Raw genomic sequence first — 22,286 nt, forward strand, 5'->3', positions numbered from 1 at the left:
CTTATGCTCCGTGGATCAGTTTGGTCAGTTGGGTTTGGGTGGAAATGGTGGCTTCTGCAGCAGCAATACCCATGCTGCGCAGACCGTCGTGGTCGACTTCATGGCGGCGCTCAGCTGTTGCCAGGCGCACGTCTCGCCAGTCGCCTTGCTCGATCACCAGTCGCAACTGTCGGGTGAGCAAGGTGATCTGGTCTTGCAGGTCCAGACTGCGCAGTTGCTCGCTCAGCGCGGCCTCGACCGCGCGAATGCCAACAGCCAGCGCCCCCTCATGGTCGAGTGCATTCCGGTACTCGGCAGTGCCCAAACGCTCGGTGAGGCTGGCCACTTGGCGTGTCATCTGCTCGGCGGTGCTCTGCTGCTGTCGGGCCAGATCGGTGATTTGATCTTGCTGCTGCAGGCTGCGCAGTTGTTCACCGACGAGGGCACTGGCCATGGCAGCCAATGGCGCCGCCAGGGACAGGTTCAAGCCTGCAGGGCTGCTGACGATGGTGACGCTATTCGCCGGCAGCGCCGTCAAGGACAAGTCGTAGGCCAGCAGCAAGTCGGTATTGGCCGGCTTGTAGGTCAGCGCATCAGTCGCATGCGACCAGACCGCCAGCAGCGTGCCGTCGGCCAACAGAAAGCCGATTTCCCGCACCCAGAACGCTGCCGGGCCATCAGCAATGGCAGTGACATGAATTAAGCTGTCGCTCAGCCGCTCGCCGCCGGCAATCGGGTACTTGGCCACCTGGGCGCGCAAGCTGGTTTGCTCATTGGTCGGGGTGTAACCCGACGTACCGAGCGCGATGTGGGTGATCTCGGCAGAGAGGCCTGTGCTGGTGGCATTCCAGACTCCAGCCAGACCTTTCTTGGTGATCACCGGTTGTAAAGGGGTACTCATAAAACAGCCTCCATCGTGCCCCGCACGACGATACGGGTACGGATCGAATTGGCGACCAAGATGGGCGCCTCAGCATGGATAGGGACGGGCTGCGCCTCGGCGTAACCCTTGATCACCGCGCACAGTTGGGAAGCACTGGCCAGCTGCAGCGCTTGCGTAGAGAGCGGGATCGGCACGACCGGCGCGTCCATCGTTTGCCGGTGCAGCGCACGCACCTGGCCGGTGTTGGCGAGCTGCAGGGCTTGCGCCGATGGATCAACCGGAACGGGCGCAGGCTCCACCGTTTTGCGGTGCAGCATCTGGCCCTGACTGGCCCCGGCCGCGACCAGGCCGCCATCGAACCGGGCGCCAAGTCGGAAGGTGTAGTGGCTTCGCTCGTTCTTGGCCGCGTCGACCAGGGCACGCAGGCGTTGCTCCAGTTGCGGCGAGATGATCGAACCTTCGCCCGGCCGGTTTTCGTTAGCCCAGGCCGTGACCCGGAACGTATAGGGCGCCGCGTTGGGGATCTGGTGCCACTCTTTGAAGTCCGCGTTGACCCGCACAGCCTTGAGCACCCGCCGGATCGCGCCGACCGTGCCCTTGGTCCGATGTACCGGTATTGCCTCGCTGATCAGCTCCCGGCGCTGGTCGTCGGTGTAGGCGGCTTCCCAGCCTTCAACCTTCAGTGCCCAGGCCAGCCAGGGCAGGAAGTTCGCCGGGCAGCGCGCTGAGTCAGCGACGCCACGGATAACGTCTGCATCGAGGTCTTGGTCCCGGGCAGCTTCTAACACTCGCTCCAGGAGCGTGGAATTTGATGGCAGAAGGCTCATGCGACCACCTTCGTGCTGAGGGAGATGGACACGCACTCGGGGTAGTGACGTTTGTCGCACACGATTTCAGCGGTGGGTTTCTGAAGGTCCACCCGGCGTACACCTTGCACATGCAAGGCCGCATAAATTGCTGACAGCGACAGCTGACCCTCCAAGTCCCTGGCAGCAGCGATAGCTTTGTCCAGGCTTGCCCGGGATGCAGCTTTGACCACAGAAGACTCTGGGCCCGCCTCCAGTTCCAAGATGGCCAGCACTTCGAAGTTGACCGGCTGGCCCAACTGCGCCCGGGGCCGATCGGTAACGGGCCGTACGCTCTCAGCGGAAAGGCCTGCTTGGACCTTGGCGACCAGATCCTCTGGAGTTTCTTGGCTATCAACCCGGGGCAGGACGGCCAGGGATACGTCGCCCGGCAAGGGATCGGTCAGGCCGGCGGTGTAATCGCACACCAGCACAATGGCGCCGGCCGGGAGCAGGGCTTTCAGCTCAGCGGGCACCGCCACGCCGCTGAATCGGGGGGAATCCACTGACACGCTGGCGATGTTGGCGGAAGCACTCAACCCATGAAACTCATACGCCCCGCGACTTCCGGCGCTGGAAAGGGCCTCAAGCGACAACCTGGTGCGGTACCGCAGGGCTTCGTCGCTTTCCATGACCGCAGACACGGGCGGCACAGCGTCAGGGTCTGCCGGGCGCAGGGTCAGCTTTTGCACGCCGTAGTCCGCCGCGCGGTTTTCCAGATCAGCGCCCGCGGCATACGCCAGAAGGCTGGCTTGGGCCGCATCATTCACGCGCTGCCGGAGTACGAGTTCGCGGTAAGTGCTCTCCTCGAGCAGCTTGGTAACTGGGTCCGACTTCAAGGCAAGCCGTGCTGCGATAGCTGGCTGCTCGGCTGCGGGGTAGCTGCTGAGGTACTGGGCCTTGCGTGTGACCAGGAGCGCTTCGTAGTCGAGCATCTCCACGACATCTGGCGGGGGCAGTAGGCTCAGGTCGATCATGCGGGTGGCGGTCATTGGGCAGCCCCCAGCTGGATCGGCGTTCGAATGTTCAAGGGCGCATTGGTGTCGTTTTGCTTCGCCTCGATCTCCAGCGTGGCGCTACCCGACAGAGAATCGACGTCCAGGCGCACGACGGCCAAAGTGATTCGGGGCTCCCACTGCATGATCGCCACGGCCGAAGCGGCGTAGAGCCGCAGGCGGTTGGCCGCATTGAGGGGCTGGTCGATCAGTTCGGGGACAAGGCTGCCGTAGTCGCGGCGCATTACCCGTGTACCGATTCGAGTTGTCAGGATGTCCACGATGGACTGGGCAATGTGGGCCTCTTCCGAGATTGCCTCGCCGGTGTGTCTGTTCATTTCACTGGCTTCCCGGTCTGACCTGGTCCAGGCATTACCCCCGCGTGTGGGTGCTGGACCAGGCTGATGCCTGCGGCGACGACGTCGATCGATACCTCAACCTTGCCGGTGACTTTCTGGTTGCCGGTCTGGGTGTAGTTCCCCTCATGCACGATGTCCCCGACGATGCGGATCCCGCCGTCGCTGATGACTTCGGACGTGCCACCAGCCGGCAGAATCGCGCGCAGGTGATGGGCGACGCTGTCGTACTCGACCACAGCGCCATCGGTGTAGGTTCGGCGCTTGAGGCCTGCGCGATCGCCGTTGGCCGGGATCTGGTCACTGAACAAGCCGGTGATCGCGATGCCGTTGGCCAGTTGTCCGCTGGGGGACAGCAGGATCACCTGCTCGTTTACTGTGGGCGGATCCCAATCCCTGTCGGCACCAGCTCGCGGGGCGAGCAGGGCAACCAGGTAGTCAGAATGCCGCCAGTCCGAACCTTTACGCGCGGCGGCGCGTGCTGCACCTCGGCAATCGTGCCAAGGCGCACCAGGTTTTCGAGTAGACGGCTGATTTCGGCGATTGAGTTCATGGCGCGATGGTCGCGCCACGCACGCGCAAGCGCAGCACGCTGCGCTTGTAACACGGGGGCCTACAGGCTGAGGTGGGCGAGAATGGCGTCCTTGAGGCTTTCCAGATCCGCGCTGCTGACGCCCAGCAACTGACGTTCTTCGTACTGGGCCGTTGGCCCGCGAGGGGCGATTCGGTCGCGCAAGCCGTATTGGTGCACGCGGGCTATGCGGCCAATCCGTCCGGAGAAACCGACCCCGATGCCTTTTGCATCGCCGCTGGCCTTCAGGTAGGTCGCTCGGCGTAGCTTCTGGAACATTTTGGCCTTGGCCTTCACGCGGCCGACCTTCTCGCGCAGTTTGTGGGGCCGTCGCGGGGCAAATGGGGTGCCGTCGGGATTCCGCTGGCTTGCGATCCGCGTCTGCTGCTGCCGGCGCAGCTGTTTCGCGAGGGTGCGGGCCAGTTTGATGCGGCCGGCTGGCTCAAGCCGCTGCAGCAGTGGACCGGCGAAGTCCTCCAGGTCGTTGAGGCTAGCCATGTGTTGGACGCCGTGGGTGCATGGCGGGAAGAGCCATGGTCTCTGCCGGGGCCGGTGGCTGCCACTCCGCCACAAGTTCGCCACCCGCATACAGGCTAATTGGTCCGTGTTCTTCGAAAGGCTCATAAGGCAGTTCGGGAGCGTGGGCAACCTGATACGTTCCATTGCCTTGGCGCTTCACCACCACCCGTTCGGTCAGCGGAAGTGTGATGCTCATGTCGACTTTCGAGCCATCCAGTATGTCGGCCTCGAACTTGATGCCTTCGGCTGACTTGTTCAGATTCTCCATCAAATCTGACTGGTTGACCCGCACCCAGCCCAGGATCGGCAGCATGACGCTGTCAGGGTCGCCGGCGAAGTCGGTCAGCATGATCTGCAAGGTGTAACCATATTCGAAGGACAGGCTTGCGGCCGCAGTGCACCTCACCTTGCCGGCATCGACAAACATGATCAGGCGCTCGGGGTTGTTCTTCAGTCCTGGTACTGCTGCGAGCAGATGCTCGCGAAGGCTATTTGGCTTGTCCATGGGTCACCTGGTGCTGGTAAACGAGGTCGACCTGGGCGGCACATTCGGCCCAGGCTAGTTCGGTGCGCTCCTGATCAGTCAGCAACTGGCCGTTGCGGCTCGGGGACGTCGCTTGCAGGGTGCACGGCACCACCACTGGACAACCATTGATGGTAAGCGTCGGCGCCGGTGATGGCGGGGCGCTGCCGCAGCCGGCGAGCAGCATCAGGCAAAGGCCGGTCAGCCCATTCCTGCAGTTCCTTGATTTCATGCTTGAGGTCCTCGATCTGCTGCTCGCGCTTCGCCAAGCCTGTGCGCAGCTCGCCCTGGAGCGTCAGCAGCTTGACTTGGCCGTCACGAACGGCTGTCAGGGTGGCTATGAGTTCGGTGGTGTTGGCGAGGTTTCGGTCCGCATCACCTTGGGCTCGATCACGCTGCTCTTCCAGGCGCTGCGCGTTTTCTTGGGAGGTCGTGAGCATTCTCTGCTGACCCCAACCCCACAAGCCGAGCGCGATGGCGACGGTCAGTGTTACGCCGCTGTAGTTCATTACGCCGCCACCAGCGCACGGTCCTGGTGGCGCTCGAAGGAACGTTGAAGCTTCACGTCATACAGGTTTCGCTGGTAGTTGGGGCCGTTATAGAGCTTGGCTACCGTCGCCCACTTCAGCGCTTTGAGCGCCTTGTGCAGCACCTGGTCGGTCTCGATAAACCGCACGAAGGCGTCCAGCTGGTCCGCTTCGCTGCGTTTCATGGCTGTCACAAAGTCTTGGACGCTGGAGTAGCCGAGCCTTTTCCAGTGGTAGCCCATCACCTGGAAGCCACCCCAACTGGCCGACTCCAGCGCGGCTTGTTCGTCGAACTGGCTCGCCTGGGCGAGGCGCTGATGCTCAGCAGTGCCTCCGATATAACCGCCGGCCTTGGGGTTGATCAGGTTAGGCACCTGCTTGGCCAGGTCGGCTGCGCGCAGTTGCAGTTGCTCCTGGTCATCTGCCGGATCCCGTGCCACCTGCAGGCGTTCGTACATCACGTGGCGCTCAAACAGGATGACTGGTTTGCCGTTGTCGAAGAATCCGCAACCTTGGGATTCAACCTCGTTCAAGGCATAGACCGCGGCTACTGGGATGCCAAGCCGCTGGGAGGCTTTGACCAGGTCCGAGTGTTTCAGCAGCTTCCGGACGTCCAGTCCCATCAGGCTGGCCTGAGTTTTTGGCCCGGCCACCCCATCCGATACCAGGCCGGCCTTGAGCTGGTAGGCGCGTACAGCGTCTTCGGTGGCGTCACCGTAGTCGCCATCGGTCCCAAGCTTGGCGCCCTTGGCATTCAGCTTGCGCTGTAGGTCGCGAACTGCTTGAGAGCGATCGCCGTGACGAAGTGTGATCATGTGGCGGTTTCCTCTTTGCGTGTGAAGAACTTCTTCGCGGTGGCGCGGGTGAACTCGACGCCCAGCAAGCCGATGACGCCGCCGAAGAACGGGGCTGCGCTGATCGGAATGCCGATCAAGGACAGTCCATGGCTAGCCGAAAGCGCCAGGGCACCGCACAGCGGGGCCTCAACCGCCACTCGGCGGATTCCGCCACCGCCATAGATCACCCGAAGGGCTGCGATGACGATGGCAAGGCCGCCGGCGTACACGGCGGGCCAGTTGTGTTCGAGCCAGGCAGCGAGCCAAGCCCAACTCTCGGGGCGGTCAGGCATTTTTTTCCTTCCTTGGTGAAGTGGTGTGTACGGTCAGTCCCATAGGCTCACCGTCTGGCGTTCGGGCGCAGTCGTCTGGATATCGGGCAGCGTGACCAGAAGACCGGCGGGCAGCACCGGGCCGTGGCTGGCCAGGCCAGGATTTGCATCGAGGACGGCTTCGGCCACCCCAGCAGTTCGGCCGTAGTGACGCCAGCACAGTGCATCGACAGTGTCGTTTTGCTGGGTTCGCTTCTGCTCAGCCATCACAGCAGCTCCACGGTGGTGCGCGATCTGCCCAGGAAGTCACGGATGGCCCAGCGTTGATCGCGGCGGTAGTCATCGATGGTCGGCGCCGATTCGTCGGCGTTCTTACTGCCGCTGGCGGTAGTGTCGTAACCGCGGTACCGCTCGCAGACCTCGGCGCCGGCGGCACACTCGACAGCGCGGACGTATAGGTGTGTGCGCTCAACGTCGCTGAGGAACTCGTCGCCTGGGACGGTGGCCAGGGTAGTGAAGCCCTCGGCCTGTCTGGCGAACCGCCACTTGGCCAGGTCTCGATTGACGCTGATGATCGCTGCGACTACGGCGGTTTCGAGACGGGCAGGGGTGACGCTGGAATCAATGCGCAGGGTTTGCCGCAGCTTGTCCAGGTCGATGGACGGCCAGAAGGGGTCGCTGTTGATGTGGATGCCCGGTACCGACTCGCTCGGTACCAAGCCGCCGGCAATGAATCCGCTCATGGTCGTGCTCTGAATAGGTCGGCGGTGGTCGGGGCTTCACAGCTGAGCCAATGGCCACTGATCCGCGCCGAGCCGCCGGGTTGCGTGGGACGCTCGGTTAGCTGGCAGGGCCAGCGAGTTTCTTGAGGAGGCGCTCTGCGCGCTCCAGGTCTTTCTTTCCGCCGCAGTTGTTGTCGAGCTTGATGGCTTCCTGCAGCAGCTCTACGCCAGCCGCCACTTGGCCAGGCGGGCCCGGGTTACTCTCGTCGAGGCCCAGCAGGGTTGCCCGAGCCAGTGCAAGTTTGAGCTTGGCCCGGGCTTCGTCTGGCATGTCCTGCTCTTCCGTGAGCAAGGCGGTGCGGAGCAGGTCGTCCACAGGGAAAGTGCCGCCGGCCTTCTGCGCGTTGAGCGCGGCCGTGGCGACTTCTTCGGCGATCAGGCAGCCCGTGGTGCGGGAAAAGCGGTTCGGGGTTGGCAGGTTGTGCTTCAGCACATACTCGGCGATGTCCAGGCCACCCGGGAAATCACCAGCATCGAAGCGCCAGATCATCACGGTGGTCAGCACGTCATCATGTGCGCCTTGGCCAGCCTCAAGAATGCCGACGACATACGGGACGTAATCGGGCAACAGAATGTTCTTGAGCCTGGCCTTGGCCTGCTTCGACTGCACTTGTTTGAGGCGCAGCTGGTCCTGCTGCAGCTTTGCGAGCATCAGCTCATAGCTGGTCAAACCTTCCATCATGGCCGCCGGCGCAGTGGCGGCCGCGTCCTTGGCGGCCAGCTTGCGCAGTCGGGTACGTTGGGCGAGGGTCAGAGACATGGTTAGACCTTCTCGATGTTCTCGACCAGGGCGCAGGCGCCGAAGTCTTCCACGACATACGCCTCGTTCGACGACTGGTAGTCGGCGATCTGGTCGGCGTCCGGCTCATCGCGCACATGACGACGGCGCTTCTCGTTCTGGTAGTAGATCGACAGGTTGGACAAAGGGCCTACCCAGACACCGCCCTCGATGAAGAACGGGGCGTCGTACTCGATCGGCAGGCCACCCAGGCGAGTTTTAGCAATGATGTCGTCCGCTGCGTTGGCTTCCTGGTTGGAAGCAGCACCATTTTCCAGTGCCTTGAGCTGCTTTTCGTGCAGCAGAGCGTGGTCAACGATTACGACCAGGTCGGAGCGCTTGCGATGCCATGGGTCGAGCAGCTGGATGGCGTCGAACACCAAGGCGTCGAGGGTCTTGTAGTCGCCAGTAGCGCCGATGGTTACCTTGCCGGCCACCTTGCCTTCATCGATGACGCGCTCTGGAGCGCGCTCACGCATCTTCTGCAGCCAACCGACGTTGACATCCTGGAGCAGCGGGTTAGCTGTCAGGTCAGTGTCAGCCGCCGCACTGGTGCCGTTGAAACCGATCATGATGCGGTCCAGGCCTTGCTGCTGAGCGATCGAGCCAGACAAGCGGGTCTGGAAGTCTTTGAACTTCGCCCAGGCGTCGAGCCGTGCGTAAGGGGTGGCGGTATCGAAGTTGGTTTTCTTGCAGGCGTAGGTGTCAGCGGTGAGCGCTGCAACGTCACGAGGTTGACGGCGTTTGCCAGAACCAGTGGCAGTCCGGCCTGCGGTCGGGCCATTCACGCCTAGCAGGATGGCTTCGCCCTCCGCTTCGTCCACGCCGATGATGTTGATCTTTTTCAGGAACGCGCTGGATTCCTGAATCGCAGTCTCCAGCTTCTGCGCAGGGTTCGGTGCCACGGTGTAAGTCTCGGTCACCGAGCTGACATCGTTGATTTTGGCCTGGTTGGTCAGGTAGCCATTGAAGGCGATTCGGGTTGCTTTCTGCATGGTGGGTCTCCGAACTGGTGGTTTGTGGGGCTACGGGGATCAGTACTCGGCCTGGATCTGCCCGTCGCCACCGTTCACTGGTGGGCGTTGCGTCTGGGAGTGGTCTTCGGTTTCGCCCAGGCGCTTGACCAGCTCGTTGAAGTCCTTGGAAAGCTTGTCGTGGTCGGCCTGTAGCTTCTGGCGGGCGTTCTTCTCCGCGGTGAAGGCTTCGGCCTGCTCGGCGCCATGGGTTGCGATCTGTTCGATAAGCTCGCCCAGGGCGGTAAAGCTGGCGGCATCCTTGCCTTCCTTGTCCTTGCTCTTGCCGAGTAGTTCGCCGACCTTGTCGCGCAATGCCGCGAACATGGATGGGGTTTCGACGACTTCCTCGAATTTGAGGGAGACCTCTTCAGCGGCGCTGAAAAGGTTATCCTGGTGCTGCTTTCGAGCGGCCAAGCCGCTCTGCGTACTGAACTTGAGGGCTTCAGTACCCAGGCTGGCCGGGCTGTCAGTGACCGCCAGGCCGACCAGGTAGGCCTTGCCCGACTCGGCAAAGTTGAGCTGAACCTCTGCCGAGGTGTAGATCTTTTGGCCCTTCTTGTTCAGTTCGATCAGGCTCGCGGTTGGCTCGATCTTCCCGTAGAGGGCGAGCTTCTTCTCGCCGCCGATCTCGACCTCTTCGGCCTTCAAGGCCAGCACATCGCCAAACGAACCGAACAGGCTGTCCGGGCCCAGGCCGCGGATGTGCTCACAATTGAGGCGGGCGCCGTAGGTTTTCGGGTCATAGGTCGCGGCCATCTGCTCGATCCAGGAGCGCTCGATGGTGCGGCCGTCAGTGGTTGCGCCCTCGACGAAGATGCGGAACCAGTCGGAGCGGTAGTTCTTGGCGGGGGCGTTGCTTGCGGCCATGTGGGCAGTCCTCAGTGCGGTGGCGTTGTGCCTTGCGATGAGGGGCATGGTCCGCAGCCGGGACACCAGCGGCAACGTGCTGCACTTGTAGGCCTCACGGCTACAGTGGGCGCCAGTGGGTGAATACGCGCGCGAGCGGCAGCATCGGCGCCATGAACACTACCGCCCAACCCACACTCGATCCGCGCCGCCAAGCCAAGTTCATGTACTGGACGGGTTGGCGCATCACCGATATCGCCGCTTACCTGGACGAGAAAGAGAAAACCGTCCACAGCTGGAAGGCCCGAGACGAATGGGATAGGGCGGACAACGTCGAGCGTATCGGCGGCGCGCTGGAGGCGCGGTTGGTGCAGCTGATCCTCAAGGACGGCAAGACCAGCGGCGATTTCAAGGAGATCGATCTCCTGCACCGCCAGCTGGAGCGGCAGGCACGTATTCAGCGCTACCAGGGCGGCGGTACCGAAACCGACCTCAACCCGAACATCGCCAAGCGCAACGAAGGGCCGAAGAAGCAGCCCAAGCGCAACGAGCTGGACGAGGAGCAGATCGAGCAGCTGGTCGAGGCGTTCCGAGACAGCTGTTTCGATTACCAGCTCGACTGGTACCGCGCGGGTAACCAGCGTACCCGGATGGTCCTCAAAAGCCGGCAGATCGGCGCCACGTTCTACTTCGCCCGGGAAGCGCTGATTGATGCAATCACGACCGGCCGCAACCAGATTTTCCTGTCGGCCAGCAAGGCCCAGGCCCACCAATTCAAGACGTACATGCAGGCATTCCTCAATGAGGTCTTGGGCATCAAGCTTACCGGCGACCCCATCGTGCTCTGGAACAACGCCGAGCTGCACTTCCTAGGCACCAACTTCCGCACCGCCCAGGGCCGATCAGGCAACTTCTACTTCGACGAATTCTTCTGGGTGCACGGCTTCGCCGAGATCAACAAAGTCGCCTCGGGCATGGCGCTGCACAAGAAGTGGCGCAAGACCTATTTCTCGACGCCGAGCAGCATGGCTCACCCGGCATACACCTGGTGGACCGGTGAGCGGATCAACAAGGGCAAACCTACCGCCCAGCACATCCAGCTGGATGTGACTCATGAGGCGCTGCAGCAGGGACGGCTCTGCGAGGACAAGATCTGGCGGCAGATCGTCACGATCATGGACGCCGAAGCCAGGGGCTGCGACCTATTCGACCTAGATGAACTGAAGCTTGAGTACGATGCTGCCGCCTTCCAGAACTTGCTCATGTGCCAGTTCGTGGATGATGGGCAGAGCATTTTCCCGCTGAGCATGTTGCAGCCGTGCATGGTGGAAAGCTGGGATTGGCCAGGCTACAGCCCGTTTGCTGCCAGGCCCTACGGTGAACGTCCGGTATGGGTGGGCTACGATCCGGCGGAGACCGGCGACTCGGCCGGCCTGGTGGTGGTGGCCCCGCCACTGGTGCCGGGAGGGAAGTTCTTCGTCCTGGAGAAACACCAGTTCCGTGGGATGGACTTCAATTCCCAGGCCGAGACCATTCGCCAGATCACCAAACGCTACAACGTGGCTTACATCGGCATTGATACCACCGGCATGGGCAGCGCCGTCGCGCAGCTGGTGCGCCAGTTCTTCCCGGCGTTGCGCACCTTCAGCTACAACCCCGAGGTCAAAACACGCCTAGTCATGAAGGCCTGGGACGTAATCAGCAAGGGCCGCCTGCAATTCGATGCCGGCGCAACCGACATTGCCCAGTCGCTGATGGCCATTCGCAAGACCATCACCCCCGGTGGTCGCCAATTCACATACACCGCGGGCCGGAATGAGGCCACTGGCCACGCCGACCTGGCCTGGGCGCTCTTCCACGCGCTGCACAACGAGCCGCTCGAAGGACAGACCGCAACCAACACACGCATCATGGAGATCTTCTGATGGGCAACATCGATCAGGCCGGCGCCTTGCCGGCGCCCGCGGGTGAGCTGCTCGCCAACCCCAGCGCCCGGGCCGAAGCGTTTACCTTTGGCGACCCGGTACCGGTCCTGGACGGTCGGGAGATCCTGGATTACCTGGAGTGTTACGACAATGGCCGCTGGTATGAGCCGCCAGTGTCGTTGGACGGCTTGGCCCGGTCATCTAAGGCGAGCGTCTACCTGCAGTCTGGCCTGATCTTCAAGCGCAACGCACTGGCCAGGACTTTCAGGCCCCACAGGTTGCTGAACCGCCAGGCCTTCGAGCAGATCGTCATGGACCTGGGCTGGTCGGGCAACCTGTACCTGGAGAAGCGTGACAACATGCTCCGCGATACCCTCGGCCTTCGGCCATGCTTGGCCAAGTACATGCGCCGTGGCTCCGATCTGCAGACCTACTACCAGGTGCGCGGCTGGCGAGATGAGCACGAATTCCGGCCGGGCAGCATTTGCCACCTGCGCGTGGCAGATATCAACCAGGAGGTGTACGGCCTACCCGAGTGGCTGCCGGCGCTCCAGGCCGCGCTGCTGAATGAGGCAGCCACGCTGTTTCGGCGCAAGTACTACCAGAACGGCAGTCATGCGGGGTTCATCCTGTACATGACCGATGCCGCCCAGAACGAAGACTTTGTCGACGACCTGCGAATGGCGATGAAGAGCAGCAAGGGCCCGGGCAACTTCCGCAACCTGTTCATGTACGCGCCCAACGGCAAGAAGGACGGCATTCAGCTGATCCCGATCAGCGAGGTGGCAGCAAAGGATGACTTCGGCGCGATCAAGAACATCAGTCGCGACGACCAGCTAGCGATGCTGCGTATACCGCCTCAACTGATGGGCGTGGTTCCGCAGAACGCGGGCGGCTTCGGCTCGGTTCGTGACGCCACTCAGGTCTGGGCCATGAACGAGTTGGAGCCAGAGCAGGCCAGGCTGTTGCAGATCAATGAATGGTTGGGTGAAGAGGTGATCCGTTTCCAGCCGTATGAGGTTCCCGCCGGCAACGCGAACTGATACGCCGAGAACAGAAAAGCCGCCCATCGAGGCGGCTCTTCGTCAGCATCTGAGACTGCCGTATTACATTCTAAGAAATTATTTCTTTTGCTGGGCTCGCAACATTAGCTCTTTTACACGCTTGATCACATACTGTTCGAAGAGCGCGTGGTCTTTGAATCCCGGAAGTTCGCTCCGAGATCTGAATGATCTCAGCACGCCCCCGCATATATCGTGCTCGGCCAGATGTTTGTTCTTGTCAAATGCTGCCGACATGATTGCATTAATACTTCCCAGCTTAGGTCTTAGATTCGTGTCGTCGAGGATTTGATTAAGCACTTCTCGCCATGGGCGAGTGTCAAGCTCAATTATTTCCTTGCCTTTGAATGACCAAGAACAAAAGGACATTCCGTCCACAGAAAACTCTTCGTATTCGTGATCTATATCTTTATACAAGCGGCGAGGATAGGAACTTCTGTCATCATGCGGAGCGAATCTGGTGCGCTTTGTTTGAGAAATGGCGCCATCAGCTTCATTAAGGCGAGCACAAGCTATCGGTGCATCCAAGTCTTTGAATATCTTGTAAAAAACAGCCTCTTTTGACGCTCCGGTCAGAGCTAAGACTTTTCTGAAAAAACTCTCAATCGATGCACATTCACTAAATAATGATTTCAACCAATCAGTTGGCATCAATAGTTCAGCGGCGAATCTATTGGCTTCTTGCTCCATCACGTAATAATCTTGGTCGTCGGATCCAGGATTCAGATGCGATACAACAGTTCCGGTGTGCCAAGGGATCACAATATGCCCAATCTCATGGGCTAACGTGAAACATTGTCTCGTCTCAGGGTAGTCGCTATTAATGTAAATAGTCGGGCGATCCTGCTCGCCAATTCCTACCGTTATGCCGTCGGCTTTGAAAGGGAAGCTTCGATAACGCACCTCTCCAAAACTCTCTGCCAAATCCAGAAGGTCGTATGGCGGAGTCAGATTTTTGCGTTTAAGTACTCTTGCAGCCATCCGTTCTTCTGGAAACATCAACTGCCTTCCTCGTCCTTCAACCACTCTATGATGCGCTTTGCTTCTAATGGTGACGATGCGCGAGCAGCCAGAGCGTATCTATCTCTGTTCAACTCTTCTTCAAAGCTTATTCCGTGCTTTCTTGCCGATAGAATATAGGGAAGCAGAGACGGGTTCGTGGACCAGGCTGAATATTCTTCCCAGGTCATGCCGAGATATTCGTGCAGCTCCTGATCGAGACCCTTTCGACCTTCGTGCCAGTCCTCGACGAAGTCATCTACTTCATCGGTCAATACATCGCCACTAAGGCAAAGTTTTACAAAGCTCATGTCAATCCCCTAGTTTGGGTTAAACCGCCGTCCTCTGACGGGTGGTTTCAAGGTTATCCCCGTTTTAGGACATACCGAGCCCAAGTGGTAACCGCGCTTATCAAACACTTCGAACTCCCCGTGGAGGGAGTCCCAAGAATAATAGCGCTGTTCATTGGGATCAAAATAGTACTGCCTACCACCTTCGACCTTGTGCTTCTTAAAGCTGTCGACAATGGAAGGCCTAGGTCGTGCGATGCCGCCCATCGGAGCTCCTTCGCCTTCTGCTCGCCTTGCTCCGTTCGTCCGCGGAGCCGTTTGGCAGAATGCTATCTGATAAAGCACCGATTGTCTGTAACACCTGGAGCTGGCGAGTTCTGCATTCCAGCCGCTTTGGGGAGGAAGCGAGAACACTAAGAGGGGGCGAAGGAGGGAATTGACCAGTGAGGCCCACCCCGATACCTGGTCGGGAAGTATCGGGTAAAGCCGGGTCAATGCATCCAGACGCGATTATGTCTCAACTGTAAAGGCGTAGCGATTCGAACCGTGCTGCAGTGTCTGGTCGCGATTGATAGTCAAAGCCTCGTCCCATCTGTTCAAGGTGAATGTACGTTCCGCAACCCGAATCACTCCGAGCACAGCGCCTCCGGGATCCATGGGTAGGATGAGACCATTCCGGACCTCGACATGAAATCCTCCTCCATTTCCGCTTACCAATCGGTACACGCCATTCTTCACATTCATGAGTTCTCCAGCGCTGGTGATCGTCGAGATCAGTTTAACCCCGGCGCGCGCCCTCGTCCCCCCGCCACGCCTGCGGGCTAAACGTGTCGGAATTTCTGCGCCCCTGCAGCCAGGGTCAAGCCGCCCAGTATCTGGGCTTGGTCAGGTAGTGGGGCGTGTGGGCGTTCTGCGAATCCCTGCAGCAGGGTGTGTTTTGGTGGCGAAGTGGGAGCTGTCCCGTCTCGTTCTGGGGGGGGGCGTGGGAAAAAGGTAAGTTTTCGTGGGGAGGGCTTGGGCTGGGCTGAGGTGCCCGGAATTGCTGGGGTTGGCAGCTAACTTTTGATGGTTAGGAATGGTTAGGTTTGAGGTTATGGATTCTCAAGCCACTGATTTTAAAGGTTTTTATTTTTCAGAAACTGACTATAGGTAAAGGTAAGAAAATTACTATTACTTAACCAGAACCTAACTTTTAGAGGTCTTCTGTAAGCCAGAAGTGGAGATGGATACAGCCTGTTCGCAGAAATCCTAACCGACCTAACCTTTTTCCGATGGGTCAACATCAAACCTTCAGGCCGCTATCCGAAGGCTGGTTTACACCCCGCTCGGTGCATCACCTGTGTCTGCCGACGCATCCACAGACTCGAGTCGCTCCACCAACCAGGCGCATGAGCTGGACATCGACAGCGCGTCTTCTTGTCTCAGCGGAAGCCCTTGAACATGTGCAACCTGGTTGCGAACCTTCATCAGGCGAACAAAAGTGGAGTACGTCAGTTCGTCAATCAGTCGCCGCTCTCGCAATAGCCACATCTTGGTGATGGGGCGGTTGTTCTGCGGTGCGAGCTTCCACCCCAATCTGAGGATCACTGAGTCCAACGCTCGTTCTACCTCGAACCACGCCTGCAGCATGACCAGGTCAGGTGAGATCGTTGCCAGCTCTACTGCTTCTTCTGAGGGAGGTTCTGATGCGGTGGCGACTGTACTTTCCGCCAGGCCTGCTTCGACCTTCTTCAGCTGTTGCTCCAGGTCAATCTGCCAGTCGCCGTACTTGAGAGTACGAATTTTATCCAGCAGCTCGATTAGAGCACCTCTAAACGCGAACCCAAGGACTACCACCGCCAGCGGCCAAGCGAGTGAAGAGGTAAGAGCGGCGACAAATTGCATCCAATCCATGGGGGCTCCAGAACCGCCGCTGTTACGTCCCTTGTTACGCTTGAGGCAAAAAAAAAGGGCCTGCATCGCTGCAACCCCTTGATTTGTATGGTGCCGGCACCAGGAATCGAACCCGGGACCTACTGATTACAAGTCAGTTGCTCTACCATCTGAGCTATACCGGCAATGGGGCGTCATTATAGCGATCGGTTGGCGCCTGTAAACCACTTCGTTGCGATTGTTCGCAAAAGAGCTAAGTCACCGACCCAAAAGAAGAAATTTCTTACCAGCCGCGGTGCAGGGTGGTGACGCTTGGCTCGCTTTTACCTGGGTTGAAAAACAGCTTGTCGTTGTCGCAGCCGCGCTTGCGGCAGGGGCTTTCGGTGCGCATGGGCAGGCCGTTGTCACCGCCCAGCTGCATGCCGGGGTGGTTCCAGCCCAGGTTGTCGCTGGGGTGCGACGCTGGGTGTTGGGAGCAGGCGGTCAGGGCCAGGGCGAAGCTGAGCAGGGCGAGGGGCTTGGTTAGTGGCATGGGGTGGGTCCAATGTCGAATCTGGCGCAATGCCAGAAGATCGCAGGGCCGCTGGGCAGCGCGCGATTCACTTTTTAATGATTTGGGGCGCGGATGATACACCGATGAGGGTGGATTTAGCATGGGATTGCCTGGGAGGGCCTCTTCGCGGTGAACCCGCTCCTACACTTATCGATTAGCCTGCAGGTACGAAAATTCTGAACCTGGGACCTGAAGGCTTCAGGATCTGTAGGCTTCAGACGTATCCTACGCGCGCCGCCGAAGTATCGCTGTTGTCGGGGAAATGGCTCACGGATAACGTTTCCGGGTCGCTCAGGCGACCGGGTGTGAGAACCCTGCTTCGAATAATGCGCTACCCCTTTATGGCGGCCGTACGTGGGCAGACTTCGGTCTGGCCGGGCTTCCTTATTCGACCGGTTTCTCACCCCGCGTACGGCTGCCACCTGAAATCCGTGAGAAAGATTTTTGGCAGTCCCTTTTCCCCGAATAAGGTTTTGCCATGAAGAAAGAAATTACTGACCCCATCACCACCGCAGGCGTAGAAACCTTCCTCCCCGCCGGCAACCCCTCCCTCAATCTGCTCCGCGTAGAGCCCGGTATCCCGGTCGATGCCGCCTATGAGCATGTCTCCATCCTGATGGGCTACATCAAGCACTTGGTCCGTGAGGGCGATATGGAAGACGACCATAAATTCCTGGGTGCTGCCGATTACCTGTGCGACATGGCCAAGGCGCTGATGAACGATATCGAGATCGCCAAGAACAAGGCGCACTAGGGCCCCGCAAACCCTCCCTGTGCTAACCACAAGAAATGTTTATGCACAAGTGGCATTCGCAGCTTCAGCGAAAGCCATGCCGCATCGCTACACCGCTTGTCTTTGCGCAAATGCCTGTTTTTGCTGGGCTGCAGGTGCGCGGCGGAATAAGCCAAGCGTTTGAAATAGCGCTTGGCTCCAACAGGTAATCACAAGCTTGTTCACAGAGTTATCCACAGGTTGCGCTGCGGCTAACGGTCGCGTTCAGCGAGGATCAACAGGTTGCGTGGGGTCAGTGGATAGTCGCAGAAAAGCCCCAGCCGCACGTCGAAACCTTGCTCTTTCAGGAAGAGGGCGCGATCAAGCACCAGCCACAGCTCCAACGGCCGGCGGAACAGGTTACGCACCCGCTCCAGGTTGCGTACCTCGGCCAGGCGTTGCCAGCCTGCGGCTTCCAGCGCTGCCCAATCAGGGTTGCCGCTTAGCGGCAGGTTTTTGAGCTGCGCCAGGTCACGGCAGTAGTGCTCGAAGGGTTTCTCCAGCCAGGCCACTGGCAGGGAAGGTGTGGGCAGGTATTCGTCATGTTGCCGCTGCTGGCGTTGCAGCAAGTCGAAACCGAGGCGGCGGGCCATGGAGGCGTCGCGCTGGCGCCGCACGCGGGCGCCGGCTGTCACGGTTTCGCTCAGGGGCAGGCCAAGGTCGTCCAGCGACAGTTGCAGGCGGGAGGCTTGCGCGGCTGTGGATAACGCCTGGTACTGCTGCAGCGCGATCCGGTTGTAGCAGCACGGCGCCACGGCCAGTTGTAGGCAACCTTGCTGGCTGGCCAGCTGCAACAGGCGTACATGCAGGTCGCCACAGGCGTGCAGGGCAACCACGCTTTTTGCACCGTCAAGGTGACGGGCGCTGTCGCCGGCCATCACGTCCTGGTGTACGTGTACGGCTGGCAGGTGATGGTGCGCACTCAGGGCTTGGCCAGCGGCGACCAGTTCGGCATCGTATTCCAGGCAGGTCAGCTGCTGGCCAGGTTGCAGCAGGCGGCGGCCGAGGTGGCCTTTGCCCGAGCACCAGTCCAGCCAGTGGCGGGGCTGGTTGCGGAAGGCCAGGTGGCTGGCGAAGGCTTCGATCTGCTGCCACTTGCGGCCGGGGACCGCTACGTCCAAGCGGTGGGCGGCGGGGCGCAGGTCGGTTGCCGGGAGGTTGCCCAGGGCGGATAGCTGTTCAGCTTGCCGGGCCAGTTGCGGGAACGGGGCCGGCAACAAATCGGCAGCGTCGGAGTGTTCTGCATCTGCCAGGGAGGACTTGCGCAAGTGGGCGGCGAGCTCGGGGTGGGTGGTTTCCCAGTCCAGTTGCAGGGTGGTGAAGGGGCGCGGTTTCCACAGCTGTTGGTGCTCGATCAGGAACTGGTCGAGGGCCTGGAAGCGGGTGCTCAGCTGGTCGCTGTGGAGGTAGTTGGCCATGGGTAGATGTGTGTAGGTTTTAGGGGCCTCTTCGCGGGCGCGCCCGCTCCCACAAGTACAGCGCCGGCCTTGAATATGGCGCTATACCTTGTGGGAGCGGGCGTGCCCGCGAAGCAGTCGGTGAGCGATCAACGGCCCTGGCTGGCATCCACGCGCAGCCAGCGCTCCAGCAGCTTGAAGCCCTGCACCAGCAAGAACGAGATCGCCAGGTAGAACACCCCGGCCGCGAAGAATATCTCCACTGGCAGGTAGGTGCGCGCGATGATGGTGCGGGCCATGCCGGTCAGTTCCAGCAGGGTCACGGTACTGGCCAGGGCACTGGCCTTGAGCATCAGGATCACTTCGTTGCTGTACGCCGGCAGGCCGATGCGCGCGGCGCGCGGCAGCATGATGTAGAACAGCGTTTTGCCCCGCGACATGCCCAGGGCCCGTGCGGCCTCGATCTCGCCCTTGGGTATCGATTGCAGGGCGCCACGCAGGATCTCGGCAATATAGGCCGCCGTGTGCAGGGTCATGGTCAGCACCGTGCACCAGAACGGATCGCGCAGGTACGGCCACAGCGCGCTGGAGCGCACGGCATCGAACTGCGCCAGGCCGTAGTACACCAGGAACAGCTGCACCAGCAGCGGCGTGCCACGGAAGAAGAAGATATAGCTGAACGGCACGGCGCGCACATACCAGTGGCGCGAGGAACGGGCGATGCCCAGCGGGATGGCCAGGATCAACCCGGCAACCACCGCAATGGCCACCAGCTCCAACGTCAGCACGGCGCCTTCAGCCAGGCGTGGCAGCCATTTGAAGATGACTTCCCAGTTCATTATTCGGCCCTCGCAAAGCCGCGAGCGGCGCGTTTTTCCAGGAAGTACATGCCGGTCATGGCGATGATCGTCAAGCTCAGGTAGATGCAGGCCGCGACCATGTAGAAGGTGAACGGTGCCTTGGTCACGGTCACGCCGATTTGCGCGTGGCGCATGATTTCTTCCAGGCCGATCACCGACACCAGGGCGGTGTCTTTCATCAGGATCATGAACAGGTTGCCTAGGCCGGGCAGGGCGATGCGCCACATTTGCGGCAAAATGATCCGCGACAGGATGCGGCCTTTGGACAGGCCCAGCGCCAGGCCGGCTTCACGGTGGCCCTTGGGGATCGCCAGGATCGCCCCGCGGAACACTTCGGTGGCGTAGGCGCCGAAGCACAGGCCCAGGGCAATCACCCCCGCAGCGAAGGCGCTGAGCTCAAGGCCCGGCATGTTCAGGGCTTCGCCGAGGGTGTTCATCAGCCCGACGGTGCCGAAATAGATAAGCAGTACCCACAGCAGCTCGGGCACGCCGCGCACCAGGGTCGAATAGAAACCGCCAAGCCATTGCAGCGGCTTGATCGAAGAGGTCTTGGCCAGGGCGCCAAGCAGGCCCAAAACCAGGCCCAGCAGCAAGGCGCATAGCGCCAGTTTTACGGTCATCAGGGTGCCGGCCATCATGGCCGGACCGAATCCGTGCAGGTCGATATTCATGGGCAGGTCATTCTAGGGACTTGCGCGCCGCGGGGCGCGCAGGTCAGGGCGGGTCATTCGATGCTGAACGGGAAGTACTTGTCGTTGATCTTCTTGTACGTGCCGTCGGCCTTGATTTCTGCCAGGGCCTTGTTCAGGTTGTCGCGCAGCTGGGTGTCACCCTTGCGCACGGCAATGCCGATCTTGTCGCTGTCCATCACCGGCTCGCCCTTGAACTCGAAGTTGGAGCCGTCTTTGCTTTTCAGCCACTCGTACTGCACGTACTTGTCGGCCAGGATGCCGTCGATGCGGCCGGACACCAGGTCCAGGTAGGCGTTTTCCTGGGTGTCGTAGAGTTTGACGTCTACGCCCGGGTAGTTGTCTTCAAGGTAGGTGCCGGCCAGGGTGGCGCGCTGGGTGCCGATGACCTTGCCTTTGAGCGAGGCCTTGTCGGTCTTGAAGTCGACGTTCTTCGGTGCGATGAACTGCAGCTTGTTGGAGTAGTACGGGTCGGTGAAGTCGACAGCCTGCTTGCGCTCGTCGGTAATCGACAACGACGACACCAGGAAGTCGAACTTCTTGGCGTTGAGGGCCGGAATGATACCGTCCCAGTCGGAGGTCACGACCGAGCACTCGACCTTCATCTTGGCGCACAGGGCGTCGCCGATGTCCTTGTCGAAGCCGATCACATTACCGCTGGCATCCTTGTTGTTGAACGGTGGGTAGGCGGCTTCGATACCCATGCGCAGTTTTTCTGCGGCCATGGCGTTCGCCGACATCACCAGCGTGGCAGCAGCTGCCAGGAGAAACTTCTTGTAGGTGTGCATGTATTGCTCCGTTAGCGGTGGCTGGACATGAATTGCTTGCAACGCGCCGAGGTCGGGTTTTCGAAGACCTGTTGCGGCGATCCCTGCTCTTCTACCAGGCCCTGGTGCAGGAAGACGACTTCACTGGACACATGGCGGGCGAAGCTCATCTCGTGCGTCACCAGCAGCATGGTACGGCCTTCTTCGGCCAGTGCGCGGATAACGTTAAGCACTTCCTGGACCATTTCCGGATCGAGCGCCGAGGTTGGCTCGTCGAACAGGATGACTTTGGGCTTCATGGCCAGGGTACGGGCAATGGCGGCGCGCTGTTGCTGGCCACCGGAAAGCTGGGCGGGGTAGCTGTGGCGTTTGTCGTAGATGCCGACCTTGTTCAGCAGCGCTTCGGCGGCTTCTACAGCCTCGGCCTTGCTTTGGCCGAGTACACGGCGTGGCGCCTCGATGATGTTGTCGAGGATCGACATGTGCGGCCACAGGTTGAAGTTCTGGAAGACAAAGCCGATTTCGCTGCGCAGGCGGTTGATCTGGCGGTTGTCGGCGGCGATTAGGTCGCCGTTTTTGGCGGCCTTGAGCTTGAGGCTTTCGCCAGCGACCAGGATTTCGCCCTGGTGCGGGTTTTCGAGCAGGTTGATGCAGCGCAGCAGGGTGGACTTGCCGGAGCCTGACGACCCCAGGATGGAGATCACGTCACCGTCGCGAGCGGTCAGCGAAATACCCTTGAGAATTTCCTGCTCGCCGTAGCGTTTGTGCAGATTGCGGATTTCCAGCGCGGGCGTGGCCTGAGCCATGTGCGGTCCTCATGTGTACGGGTGCGTTCCCAGCTGTTGGCGGCCTTCCTGGCGTGCGCCAAGCTAGCATAGCGGCATTATGACGGCCAACAGGGTCGCCGGGGACTGTGGGCGCTGGTGGGGCAGTTTGTCGCATCGCTACAGCGTAACGTCGCGCAGATGTCTGCGAAGGTGTCGCCCAGCACCAGTGCCTTGATGAAAAAAGGCGCGATGGTGCCAGCTTTGGCCAGCTCATGGAAGCGGTTTTAGACCATTCGCCGGTAAACCCGATGTTCCAGGTTGCGCGCCCCTCGCAGCCGCGGGTTTGACCGCGAAGACCCATCCGGCATTCCTGGTTGTACCTGTGGGTTGCACTTTTTTGCATTGCAGCGGTGCACGGGTGTTACCGAGGGGCACCTTTGGTGCGTTTGTAAGTGGGTATTTCAGTAATCTGCCTTGTTAACGGCCTTTTGGTCACTTACTGGCCGAATGCCCTCCAAACCACGCCGTGCAAGGCCCTGCGAGCATTCTGACGAATGCAGTGCGCACCTGGCGCGCTTATTGCCAGCAGGAAACCGCCGATTGCAG

Annotated in this window: 27 protein-coding genes, 1 tRNA gene and 2 pseudogenes; 3 read left to right on the forward strand and 27 right to left on the reverse strand. The window is 60.5% G+C overall.

Annotated elements, in window-relative coordinates:
• Window position 1 precedes the first annotated feature (1 nt).
• The 16 genes and pseudogenes from EGJ22_RS10475 to EGJ22_RS10545 all read right to left on the reverse strand — a co-directional run bounded on the left by EGJ22_RS10475 (window position 2) and on the right by EGJ22_RS10545 (window position 9,749).
• Window positions 2-880 carry a phage tail protein gene (locus EGJ22_RS10475; protein ID WP_125920207.1) on the reverse strand — a complete coding sequence of 293 codons (879 nt, stop codon included), beginning with the start codon at window positions 878-880 and terminating at the stop codon, window positions 2-4.
• Window positions 877-1,689 (reverse strand): phage tail protein I, encoded by an 813-nt coding sequence (locus tag EGJ22_RS10480; RefSeq protein ID WP_125920208.1) that lies wholly within the window; start codon window positions 1,687-1,689, stop codon window positions 877-879. Before EGJ22_RS10480 ends, EGJ22_RS10475 begins: the two co-directional genes overlap by 4 nt.
• Window positions 1,686-2,699, reverse strand: a complete 1,014-nt coding sequence (locus tag EGJ22_RS10485; RefSeq protein WP_371921042.1) for a baseplate J/gp47 family protein — start codon at window positions 2,697-2,699, stop codon at window positions 1,686-1,688. The genes EGJ22_RS10480 and EGJ22_RS10485 overlap by 4 nt, the downstream gene beginning before the upstream one ends.
• The gene (locus EGJ22_RS10490) at window positions 2,696-3,040 is read right to left on the reverse strand and encodes a GPW/gp25 family protein (RefSeq protein WP_125920209.1); all 345 of its coding nucleotides are present in this window, start codon (window positions 3,038-3,040) and stop codon (window positions 2,696-2,698) included. Before EGJ22_RS10490 ends, EGJ22_RS10485 begins: the two co-directional genes overlap by 4 nt.
• Window positions 3,037-3,611, reverse strand: a pseudogene (locus EGJ22_RS10495) (phage baseplate assembly protein V). The gene EGJ22_RS10490 and the pseudogene EGJ22_RS10495 overlap by 4 nt, the downstream one beginning before the upstream one ends.
• Window positions 3,612-3,671: 60 nt before the next feature.
• Window positions 3,672-4,127 carry a phage virion morphogenesis protein gene (locus EGJ22_RS10500; RefSeq protein WP_125920210.1) on the reverse strand — a complete coding sequence of 152 codons (456 nt, stop codon included), beginning with the start codon at window positions 4,125-4,127 and terminating at the stop codon, window positions 3,672-3,674.
• The gene (locus tag EGJ22_RS10505) at window positions 4,120-4,653 is read right to left on the reverse strand and encodes a phage tail protein (protein WP_125920211.1); all 534 of its coding nucleotides are present in this window, start codon (window positions 4,651-4,653) and stop codon (window positions 4,120-4,122) included. Before EGJ22_RS10505 ends, EGJ22_RS10500 begins: the two co-directional genes overlap by 8 nt.
• Window positions 4,637-4,903, reverse strand: a complete 267-nt coding sequence (gene lysC / locus EGJ22_RS26255) for an Rz1-like lysis system protein LysC (protein WP_218568204.1) — start codon at window positions 4,901-4,903, stop codon at window positions 4,637-4,639. Before lysC ends, EGJ22_RS10505 begins: the two co-directional genes overlap by 17 nt.
• Window positions 4,827-5,180, reverse strand: a pseudogene (locus EGJ22_RS26485) (LysB family phage lysis regulatory protein); the annotation flags it as partial. The gene lysC and the pseudogene EGJ22_RS26485, both read right to left, overlap by 77 nt.
• A complete protein-coding gene (locus EGJ22_RS10515) occupies window positions 5,180-6,013 on the reverse strand; it encodes an N-acetylmuramidase family protein (protein ID WP_125920213.1) in 834 nt (277 codons plus the stop codon). The gene EGJ22_RS10515 and the pseudogene EGJ22_RS26485, both read right to left, overlap by 1 nt.
• Window positions 6,010-6,327, reverse strand: coding sequence for a phage holin, lambda family (locus EGJ22_RS10520; protein WP_016484478.1), 318 nt, complete (start codon window positions 6,325-6,327; stop codon window positions 6,010-6,012). The genes EGJ22_RS10515 and EGJ22_RS10520 overlap by 4 nt, the downstream gene beginning before the upstream one ends.
• A gap of 33 nt (window positions 6,328-6,360) precedes the next feature.
• A complete protein-coding gene (locus EGJ22_RS10525; protein ID WP_016484479.1) occupies window positions 6,361-6,573 on the reverse strand; it encodes a tail protein X in 213 nt (70 codons plus the stop codon).
• Window positions 6,573-7,049 (reverse strand): head completion/stabilization protein, encoded by a 477-nt coding sequence (locus EGJ22_RS10530; RefSeq protein ID WP_125920214.1) that lies wholly within the window; start codon window positions 7,047-7,049, stop codon window positions 6,573-6,575. The genes EGJ22_RS10525 and EGJ22_RS10530 overlap by 1 nt, the downstream gene beginning before the upstream one ends.
• A gap of 97 nt (window positions 7,050-7,146) precedes the next feature.
• Window positions 7,147-7,848 carry a phage terminase small subunit gene (gene gpM, locus EGJ22_RS10535; RefSeq protein ID WP_125920215.1) on the reverse strand — a complete coding sequence of 234 codons (702 nt, stop codon included), beginning with the start codon at window positions 7,846-7,848 and terminating at the stop codon, window positions 7,147-7,149.
• A 2-nt stretch (window positions 7,849-7,850) separates the two neighbouring features.
• Entirely contained in the window at window positions 7,851-8,861 is a 1,011-nt protein-coding gene (locus tag EGJ22_RS10540; RefSeq protein ID WP_063423991.1) for a phage major capsid protein, P2 family, read from the reverse strand.
• A 39-nt stretch (window positions 8,862-8,900) separates the two neighbouring features.
• Window positions 8,901-9,749, reverse strand: coding sequence for a GPO family capsid scaffolding protein (locus EGJ22_RS10545; RefSeq protein WP_125920216.1), 849 nt, complete (start codon window positions 9,747-9,749; stop codon window positions 8,901-8,903).
• A 152-nt stretch (window positions 9,750-9,901) separates the two neighbouring features.
• Here EGJ22_RS10545 and EGJ22_RS10550 point away from each other — a divergent pair, with 152 nt between their 5' ends.
• Together EGJ22_RS10550 and EGJ22_RS10555 are read left to right on the forward strand one after the other, a co-directional pair.
• Entirely contained in the window at window positions 9,902-11,653 is a 1,752-nt protein-coding gene (locus EGJ22_RS10550) for a terminase ATPase subunit family protein (protein WP_125920217.1), read from the forward strand.
• A complete protein-coding gene (locus EGJ22_RS10555; RefSeq protein WP_125920218.1) occupies window positions 11,653-12,696 on the forward strand; it encodes a phage portal protein in 1,044 nt (347 codons plus the stop codon). The genes EGJ22_RS10550 and EGJ22_RS10555 overlap by 1 nt, the downstream gene beginning before the upstream one ends.
• A gap of 78 nt (window positions 12,697-12,774) precedes the next feature.
• Here EGJ22_RS10555 and EGJ22_RS10560 read toward each other — a convergent pair whose 3' ends face one another.
• The 6 genes from EGJ22_RS10560 to EGJ22_RS10585 form a co-directional block, all read right to left on the reverse strand.
• Window positions 12,775-13,713, reverse strand: a complete 939-nt coding sequence (locus tag EGJ22_RS10560; protein ID WP_223809628.1) for an ImmA/IrrE family metallo-endopeptidase — start codon at window positions 13,711-13,713, stop codon at window positions 12,775-12,777.
• A complete protein-coding gene (locus EGJ22_RS10565; RefSeq protein ID WP_125920219.1) occupies window positions 13,713-14,024 on the reverse strand; it encodes a hypothetical protein in 312 nt (103 codons plus the stop codon). The genes EGJ22_RS10560 and EGJ22_RS10565 overlap by 1 nt, the downstream gene beginning before the upstream one ends.
• 9 nt (window positions 14,025-14,033) lie before the next feature.
• Window positions 14,034-14,270, reverse strand: coding sequence for a colicin E3/pyocin S6 family cytotoxin (locus EGJ22_RS10570; RefSeq protein WP_125920220.1), 237 nt, complete (start codon window positions 14,268-14,270; stop codon window positions 14,034-14,036).
• 1,047 nt (window positions 14,271-15,317) lie between these two features.
• Entirely contained in the window at window positions 15,318-15,896 is a 579-nt protein-coding gene (locus tag EGJ22_RS10575; RefSeq protein WP_029885297.1) for a hypothetical protein, read from the reverse strand.
• Between the two features lie 88 nt (window positions 15,897-15,984).
• Window positions 15,985-16,060, reverse strand: a tRNA-Thr gene (locus tag EGJ22_RS10580).
• Window positions 16,061-16,158: 98 nt separating this feature from the next.
• Window positions 16,159-16,407: a hypothetical protein gene (locus tag EGJ22_RS10585; protein ID WP_009682865.1), complete on the reverse strand. Its 249-nt coding sequence runs from the start codon at window positions 16,405-16,407 to the stop codon at window positions 16,159-16,161.
• Between the two features lie 499 nt (window positions 16,408-16,906).
• Here EGJ22_RS10585 and EGJ22_RS10590 point away from each other — a divergent pair, with 499 nt between their 5' ends.
• On the forward strand, window positions 16,907-17,182 hold the full coding sequence (locus EGJ22_RS10590) for a DUF3077 domain-containing protein (protein WP_029885296.1): 276 nt from the start codon (window positions 16,907-16,909) through the stop codon (window positions 17,180-17,182).
• Between the two features lie 230 nt (window positions 17,183-17,412).
• On the opposite strand, the gene EGJ22_RS10595 is transcribed toward EGJ22_RS10590, so the two are convergent.
• From EGJ22_RS10595 to EGJ22_RS10620, 5 genes are all read right to left on the reverse strand, one after another.
• Window positions 17,413-18,618 (reverse strand): methyltransferase, encoded by a 1,206-nt coding sequence (locus EGJ22_RS10595; RefSeq protein WP_064314553.1) that lies wholly within the window; start codon window positions 18,616-18,618, stop codon window positions 17,413-17,415.
• Between the two features lie 128 nt (window positions 18,619-18,746).
• The gene (locus EGJ22_RS10605; RefSeq protein WP_009682869.1) at window positions 18,747-19,436 is read right to left on the reverse strand and encodes an ABC transporter permease; all 690 of its coding nucleotides are present in this window, start codon (window positions 19,434-19,436) and stop codon (window positions 18,747-18,749) included.
• On the reverse strand, window positions 19,436-20,128 hold the full coding sequence (locus tag EGJ22_RS10610; protein ID WP_029887659.1) for an ABC transporter permease: 693 nt from the start codon (window positions 20,126-20,128) through the stop codon (window positions 19,436-19,438). The genes EGJ22_RS10605 and EGJ22_RS10610 overlap by 1 nt, the downstream gene beginning before the upstream one ends.
• A 53-nt stretch (window positions 20,129-20,181) precedes the next feature.
• Complete coding sequence (locus tag EGJ22_RS10615; RefSeq protein ID WP_029887658.1) at window positions 20,182-20,934, reverse strand: ABC transporter substrate-binding protein; 753 nt, start codon at window positions 20,932-20,934, stop codon at window positions 20,182-20,184.
• A gap of 11 nt (window positions 20,935-20,945) precedes the next feature.
• Window positions 20,946-21,719 carry an ABC transporter ATP-binding protein gene (locus EGJ22_RS10620; protein ID WP_009682872.1) on the reverse strand — a complete coding sequence of 258 codons (774 nt, stop codon included), beginning with the start codon at window positions 21,717-21,719 and terminating at the stop codon, window positions 20,946-20,948.
• Window positions 21,720-22,286 lie beyond the last annotated feature (567 nt).

The sequence above is a fragment of the Pseudomonas sp. p99-361 genome (assembly GCF_003935475.1).
Classification (GTDB): Bacteria; Pseudomonadota; Gammaproteobacteria; order Pseudomonadales; family Pseudomonadaceae; genus Aquipseudomonas; species Aquipseudomonas juntendi.

Bases quoted from the DNA above. Each gene is read 5' to 3' on its own strand.
- EGJ22_RS10475 (WP_125920207.1), bottom strand. From the start codon at position 880: ATGAGTACCCCTTTACAACCGGTGATCACCAAGAAAGGTCTGGCTGGA.
- EGJ22_RS10480 (WP_125920208.1), bottom strand. From the start codon at position 1,689: ATGAGCCTTCTGCCATCAAATTCCACGCTCCTGGAGCGAGTGTTAGAA.
- EGJ22_RS10485 (WP_371921042.1), bottom strand. From the start codon at position 2,699: ATGACCGCCACCCGCATGATCGACCTGAGCCTACTGCCCCCGCCAGAT.
- EGJ22_RS10490 (WP_125920209.1), bottom strand. From the start codon at position 3,040: ATGAACAGACACACCGGCGAGGCAATCTCGGAAGAGGCCCACATTGCC.
- EGJ22_RS10500 (WP_125920210.1), bottom strand. From the start codon at position 4,127: ATGGCTAGCCTCAACGACCTGGAGGACTTCGCCGGTCCACTGCTGCAG.
- EGJ22_RS10505 (WP_125920211.1), bottom strand. From the start codon at position 4,653: ATGGACAAGCCAAATAGCCTTCGCGAGCATCTGCTCGCAGCAGTACCA.
- lysC (WP_218568204.1), bottom strand. From the start codon at position 4,903: ATGAAATCAAGGAACTGCAGGAATGGGCTGACCGGCCTTTGCCTGATG.
- EGJ22_RS10515 (WP_125920213.1), bottom strand. From the start codon at position 6,013: ATGATCACACTTCGTCACGGCGATCGCTCTCAAGCAGTTCGCGACCTA.
- EGJ22_RS10520 (WP_016484478.1), bottom strand. From the start codon at position 6,327: ATGCCTGACCGCCCCGAGAGTTGGGCTTGGCTCGCTGCCTGGCTCGAA.
- EGJ22_RS10525 (WP_016484479.1), bottom strand. From the start codon at position 6,573: ATGGCTGAGCAGAAGCGAACCCAGCAAAACGACACTGTCGATGCACTG.
- EGJ22_RS10530 (WP_125920214.1), bottom strand. From the start codon at position 7,049: ATGAGCGGATTCATTGCCGGCGGCTTGGTACCGAGCGAGTCGGTACCG.
- gpM (WP_125920215.1), bottom strand. From the start codon at position 7,848: ATGTCTCTGACCCTCGCCCAACGTACCCGACTGCGCAAGCTGGCCGCC.
- EGJ22_RS10540 (WP_063423991.1), bottom strand. From the start codon at position 8,861: ATGCAGAAAGCAACCCGAATCGCCTTCAATGGCTACCTGACCAACCAG.
- EGJ22_RS10545 (WP_125920216.1), bottom strand. From the start codon at position 9,749: ATGGCCGCAAGCAACGCCCCCGCCAAGAACTACCGCTCCGACTGGTTC.
- EGJ22_RS10550 (WP_125920217.1), top strand. From the start codon at position 9,902: ATGAACACTACCGCCCAACCCACACTCGATCCGCGCCGCCAAGCCAAG.
- EGJ22_RS10555 (WP_125920218.1), top strand. From the start codon at position 11,653: ATGGGCAACATCGATCAGGCCGGCGCCTTGCCGGCGCCCGCGGGTGAG.
- EGJ22_RS10560 (WP_223809628.1), bottom strand. From the start codon at position 13,713: ATGTTTCCAGAAGAACGGATGGCTGCAAGAGTACTTAAACGCAAAAAT.
- EGJ22_RS10565 (WP_125920219.1), bottom strand. From the start codon at position 14,024: ATGAGCTTTGTAAAACTTTGCCTTAGTGGCGATGTATTGACCGATGAA.
- EGJ22_RS10570 (WP_125920220.1), bottom strand. From the start codon at position 14,270: ATGGGCGGCATCGCACGACCTAGGCCTTCCATTGTCGACAGCTTTAAG.
- EGJ22_RS10575 (WP_029885297.1), bottom strand. From the start codon at position 15,896: ATGGATTGGATGCAATTTGTCGCCGCTCTTACCTCTTCACTCGCTTGG.
- EGJ22_RS10585 (WP_009682865.1), bottom strand. From the start codon at position 16,407: ATGCCACTAACCAAGCCCCTCGCCCTGCTCAGCTTCGCCCTGGCCCTG.
- EGJ22_RS10590 (WP_029885296.1), top strand. From the start codon at position 16,907: ATGAAGAAAGAAATTACTGACCCCATCACCACCGCAGGCGTAGAAACC.
- EGJ22_RS10595 (WP_064314553.1), bottom strand. From the start codon at position 18,618: ATGGCCAACTACCTCCACAGCGACCAGCTGAGCACCCGCTTCCAGGCC.
- EGJ22_RS10605 (WP_009682869.1), bottom strand. From the start codon at position 19,436: ATGAACTGGGAAGTCATCTTCAAATGGCTGCCACGCCTGGCTGAAGGC.
- EGJ22_RS10610 (WP_029887659.1), bottom strand. From the start codon at position 20,128: ATGAATATCGACCTGCACGGATTCGGTCCGGCCATGATGGCCGGCACC.
- EGJ22_RS10615 (WP_029887658.1), bottom strand. From the start codon at position 20,934: ATGCACACCTACAAGAAGTTTCTCCTGGCAGCTGCTGCCACGCTGGTG.
- EGJ22_RS10620 (WP_009682872.1), bottom strand. From the start codon at position 21,719: ATGGCTCAGGCCACGCCCGCGCTGGAAATCCGCAATCTGCACAAACGC.